This window comes from Maribacter litoralis (assembly GCF_003075045.1).
In the GTDB taxonomy this organism is placed as follows: Bacteria; Bacteroidota; Bacteroidia; order Flavobacteriales; family Flavobacteriaceae; genus Maribacter; species Maribacter litoralis.
Map to the genome: position 1 here is coordinate 136,081 of NZ_QCZD01000007.1, position 4,199 is coordinate 140,279.

Annotated in this window: 5 protein-coding genes and 1 pseudogene; 3 read left to right on the top strand and 3 right to left on the bottom strand. The window is 36.1% G+C overall.

Going from position 1 to position 4,199, the window contains the following annotated elements; translation table 11 throughout:
• Positions 1-227, top strand: a pseudogene (locus DCS95_RS20555) (hypothetical protein); the annotation flags it as partial.
• 55 nt (positions 228-282) lie between these two features.
• On the opposite strand, the gene DCS95_RS19095 reads toward DCS95_RS20555, so the two are convergent.
• The gene (locus DCS95_RS19095) at positions 283-786 is read right to left on the bottom strand and encodes a hypothetical protein (RefSeq protein WP_116772394.1); all 504 of its coding nucleotides are present in this window, start codon (positions 784-786) and stop codon (positions 283-285) included.
• 253 nt (positions 787-1,039) lie between these two features.
• Between DCS95_RS19095 and DCS95_RS19105 the strand changes: the two genes are divergently transcribed.
• Together DCS95_RS19105 and DCS95_RS19110 are read left to right on the top strand one after the other, a co-directional pair.
• On the top strand, positions 1,040-1,774 hold the full coding sequence (locus DCS95_RS19105; RefSeq protein ID WP_116772396.1) for an IS110 family transposase: 735 nt from the start codon (positions 1,040-1,042) through the stop codon (positions 1,772-1,774).
• Complete coding sequence (locus DCS95_RS19110; RefSeq protein ID WP_164674243.1) at positions 1,752-2,090, top strand: transposase; 339 nt, start codon at positions 1,752-1,754, stop codon at positions 2,088-2,090. The genes DCS95_RS19105 and DCS95_RS19110 overlap by 23 nt, the downstream gene beginning before the upstream one ends.
• A 309-nt stretch (positions 2,091-2,399) precedes the next feature.
• Here DCS95_RS19110 and DCS95_RS19115 read toward each other — a convergent pair whose 3' ends face one another.
• Both DCS95_RS19115 and map read right to left on the bottom strand, forming a co-directional pair.
• The gene (locus DCS95_RS19115) at positions 2,400-3,137 is read right to left on the bottom strand and encodes a TraB/GumN family protein (RefSeq protein ID WP_116772398.1); all 738 of its coding nucleotides are present in this window, start codon (positions 3,135-3,137) and stop codon (positions 2,400-2,402) included.
• A 142-nt stretch (positions 3,138-3,279) separates the two neighbouring features.
• Positions 3,280-4,044, bottom strand: a complete 765-nt coding sequence (gene map, locus DCS95_RS19120; RefSeq protein ID WP_116772399.1) for a type I methionyl aminopeptidase — start codon at positions 4,042-4,044, stop codon at positions 3,280-3,282.
• Positions 4,045-4,199: the final 155 nt, after the last annotated feature.

The following is a 4,199-nucleotide window of genomic DNA, read 5'->3' on the forward strand; positions in this document are numbered from 1 at the left end:
CCCAATTTATAAGTCTGAGGAAGATAAATACCATCGGGCTCGCACAGGCGAACAAGGTGATGCACCTCTCGGCGATCGCCTACAACCTCAAAAAGTACCTGAAATTCGAGAACGAACACCCGAAAAGCGGGGCGGGAAAGCTTGCCCTGCCATTATTCGTAAAAATCATGGTCCATTACGTGAAAAGCCTTTCTCCGGCGCACGGAAAATTCACGTTCAACTTCTAGCTTAGCATAAAAAAAGCCCCTTAAAGAGGCTTATATCGATAGTAATTATCTCTAATTATTGGCTTGTGCAACGGTTACTATTGTTGTGCACAGGTTTTATTCGGTCAAATTTGGACTCTTGAACTTTATCCGTTTTCCAAATTTCAATTTCATAATAATCTTCTCCATCTAGTCCATCTTCTGAGAGTTTATCTAAATTCGAATAGTATATTCTAACTCTATAGATTCCGTTGTCCATTTCAATCCGTTTTGCATCAGGGAAATATTCCGTACATCCAATTACAACTAGCTTTCCAGATATTATAGATAAATCAGATTCATTAATTTGAAAGACTTGATTCAAGTTTTCTTTTAATTTTGGTTCTGAATCACAAATTTTAAGAATTACAGGAACGTCCATATTTCGCACAGTTCCAATTCCGATTCCTTCAGGAGTAAAAGCAAGAAAATTATCAACTGAAAATTGGTCCCATGCATCCCCAAAATTTGGGTTCATATTTTCATCATAAAGATGAAACTGAAAATAATCTGCAAAAATTTCTAATTTATATTCTTTCATTTTTTCAACTTGTGCACAACGGCTGGGCTAAGTGTAGTGCGGGGGCAAGGAAACTTTTCGTTTCCGTCTGTGCACGAAGCTAAAGCTTTTGGTTTAGTTTTATTTTTCTTGTCCAAAGCTAAATCCACAAGATTTAGCGACATTATAAATATACACAGACCTTTCGGTTTTGCCCTAAAGTCCGCATCACGTTTAGCATCGATGAAAAAGCAGCAAGTCAAGTATCTTTAAAGTTCACTAAAACAATTAAGATATGAACACTCAACAAACTGCTTTCCCGAAGTTATACATTGGTATCGATATTCACAAACGAAGTTGGAAAGTACATTGTGCAACAGATCTGTTCGCAGGTAAATCTTTCAGTATGTCACCCGACCCAAAGCAATTACATATTTATGTTTCAAAACATTTCAAGGAGTATGAAGTTACCGTAGCTTATGAAGCTGGTTGTTGCGGTTACCACGCTCATCGTTGTTTTGAGAGTTACGGTTGGCGAAGTCTGGTAGTCAATCCTGCAGACATTCATAGAAAGGGCAAAGAGAAACATACCAAGACCGATAAGATAGATGCGCAGTTGATAGCGAGAGAGTTGAAGGATAACCGACTGCAGAGTATCATAGTGCCGGACAGGAAACGTGAAGAACTTCGTAGTCTGTTCAGACGCAGAAATGACCTTGTAAAGGATTTCAGAAGGGTCAAGAGCTATATAAAGATGCAATTGTTGCATTTCGGAATCAGGGAACCTGAAGAGTTCGACAATGACCATTGGAGCCATAAATACAGAAATTGGTTGGATGATATAATGTTCGAGTACCCAACGGCGAAGGCCACATTAGAGAGTAGAATGCGTTTCTTCCGTTTTGTGGACCAAGAGCTTCGCGATGTGTCCACACAGCTAAGAAGGTACTGTAAAGTAAATTATAAGAAGGATTATCTATTACTGAGAAGTATGAATCGGAGGTATCGTGGCCTGTGGCATATTATGTGAACTAGGGGATTTAAGACGTTTCAACAACATTAAACATTTGGCAGGTTACATAGGTCTGGCACCAAGTATGTACCAAAGCGGAAACAGTCAAAGGACAATGGGAATGACCCCACGTGCAAACCGCTTATTGAGAAGTTATTTTGTAGAGGCATCTTGGCAAGCGATACGTGCAGACCCCGTAATGCAGGCCTACTATCGTAAACATCAAGGCAAGAACGTAAAAAGTATCATTGTCAAAGTAGCTAGAAAGCTACTAAGTAGAACCTTGGCGGTAATTAAAACAGAAGTTCCATATACCATTGGGGTTATTGAATAATAAGCAGAAAAACTAATAAAATAAAAATCATAACAAAGCTCTAATATAGTAGTGAGAACCGTATCACAAAACAAAACCCGTGACCTGTACTATTTAGGATCACATTTTTAGCAAGTGACCGGTTTTATTATAATTTATAATCATACAGATGCCGGTGACGTTTCAAGTTTCGAACCGATCACACATAGGAGTGCGAGCAAGTTATATTAAAAGAAAAAAAGGTGGTTTAAGGCAAAAAAGAAAATATTAATTAACTTTAAGAAACTGGACTAAGGCTTTTCAAAGGAGGCATTGTTAGGCGGCGTATTTTTATTCCACTCTTTGGATTCCATAGCCTTTCTTTTCCAGTAAATTTAAAATTCCATTTTCGCCTCCCAAATGTCCCATTCCGACCGCAATAAATATTTTATCCTTTTCAATTAGGGATTCTATGTCCTCAATCCAATTTTCATTTCTTTTGTCCACTATCATTGTTGTAATTTCTTGCCCCATTTCCTTGGGCATACGCTTGTAGAATTGACCTATTGATTCGGATTTATATTGTTCTAGACTTTCTTGATAGTCCGAAAGTATTTTATCTTTTAAGTAAGCATTTTTAGGTACTTCGATGTCCCTGACCTTTTTCATTATGTCAAGGATTTCATCAGTAGATTCGAGTCCGGTCAAGTCTATTTCTGATTGAAACGCCTTCTCCATTAATTCACTTTCCATGCTTATGAGTTCGTCTCCGTATTTCTCAATGATGATTCCATAACTTTCCAGAAAAAAAGCAGGCATTTCAAAGTCGGCAAATTTTTGTTGTTCTGCTTGATTGGTTATGTCCCTTTCTAATGCAAGAATATTACATTCTTTAAGTTTAGAAATAACATTTTCAGATAGCTCCATTTCAGTCCGTGGGTATAGATGGATTGTACCGAAGATAAAAGATTCAATTCCGCTTTTAGATTCAATTCTCCACAAAATTCCCGATTCAAAATTTGTTTTTTTGTATTGGTTACAAGATGCCAAAAGAAATAAAAGTGATATTTGAAGAAGAATTTTTTTCATATGACGCCTAACGGTTAGTATATGAAAAGTAGGCGATTAAGAAATGTAAAACTTTCAGTTAAGCACATAGTTTGATATGAGCCAAAAGCCTTGGAATTATTACTGTTTTGCCTATTTTTTATATACATTGTTGTAGCCAGTTTTAATTCCAAATTCCATTTGATTCAGTCAAAACAACAGGGTTTTTATCCGTAATCAGTATTGTCTGTTCGTGTTGAGTTACATATCCACCTTTATTTCCAACTAAAGTCCAACCGTCATTTAATTCTACAGCAACAGTTGATTTTGTAGAGATAAAAGTCTCAATAGCTACAGTCGTATTTTTTTTAAATCTTTCTCTATTTGTTCTAACTCGGTAGTTTAAAATATTTTCAGGTTCTTCGTGCAAACTTCTTCCAACTCCGTGACCCGCTAAATTTTTAATCACTTTGAATCCAGACTTTTTCGCTTCAGTTTCTATTAAATGTCCAATGTCGGCTATTTTTACTCCTCCTTTAATATTATTAATTGCTTTATGTAAAATATTTTTAGATGCATCCACGAGAGGTTGATGATTATGAATGTCTTTTCCAAGAACAAAAGAACCACCATTGTCAGACCAAAATCCATTTAACTCAGCCGAGACATCAATATTAATCAAATCGCCTTCTTTCAATATTTTTTTCTCAGATGGTATTCCGTGAGCCGCTTCTTCATTTATACTAATACAAGTGAACCCAGGGAAATCATAAGTTTCATAAGGTGCAGATTTAGCTCCATAACTTTTTAAAATCTCACCACCATATTCGTCTAATTCTTTAGTCGACATGCCAATTTTCGCATATTCTCTCATTAATTTTAGTGTAGTTCCAACAACTTCACTAACTTTTTTCATTCCGATTAATTCTGATTCTTTTGTTATCGACATTCTGTTTTGTTTTAATTGGCTACAACGGCTCGGCTCGTATGTTTGGTTCTTAGTTTGAAGATACTATAATTATATAAATAAGGAGATTGATTAAGCGGTTGAGCTAGATACATTTTTTCGATGATGTCGTTTCATAGATTAACAAATCTTCTCAA

Coding starts and splice junctions, on each gene's coding strand:
- DCS95_RS19115 (WP_116772398.1), bottom strand. CDS start 3,137: ATGAAAAAAATTCTTCTTCAAATATCACTTTTATTTCTTTTGGCATCT.
- DCS95_RS19095 (WP_116772394.1), bottom strand. CDS start 786: ATGAAAGAATATAAATTAGAAATTTTTGCAGATTATTTTCAGTTTCAT.
- map (WP_116772399.1), bottom strand. CDS start 4,044: ATGTCGATAACAAAAGAATCAGAATTAATCGGAATGAAAAAAGTTAGT.
- DCS95_RS19105 (WP_116772396.1), top strand. CDS start 1,040: ATGAACACTCAACAAACTGCTTTCCCGAAGTTATACATTGGTATCGAT.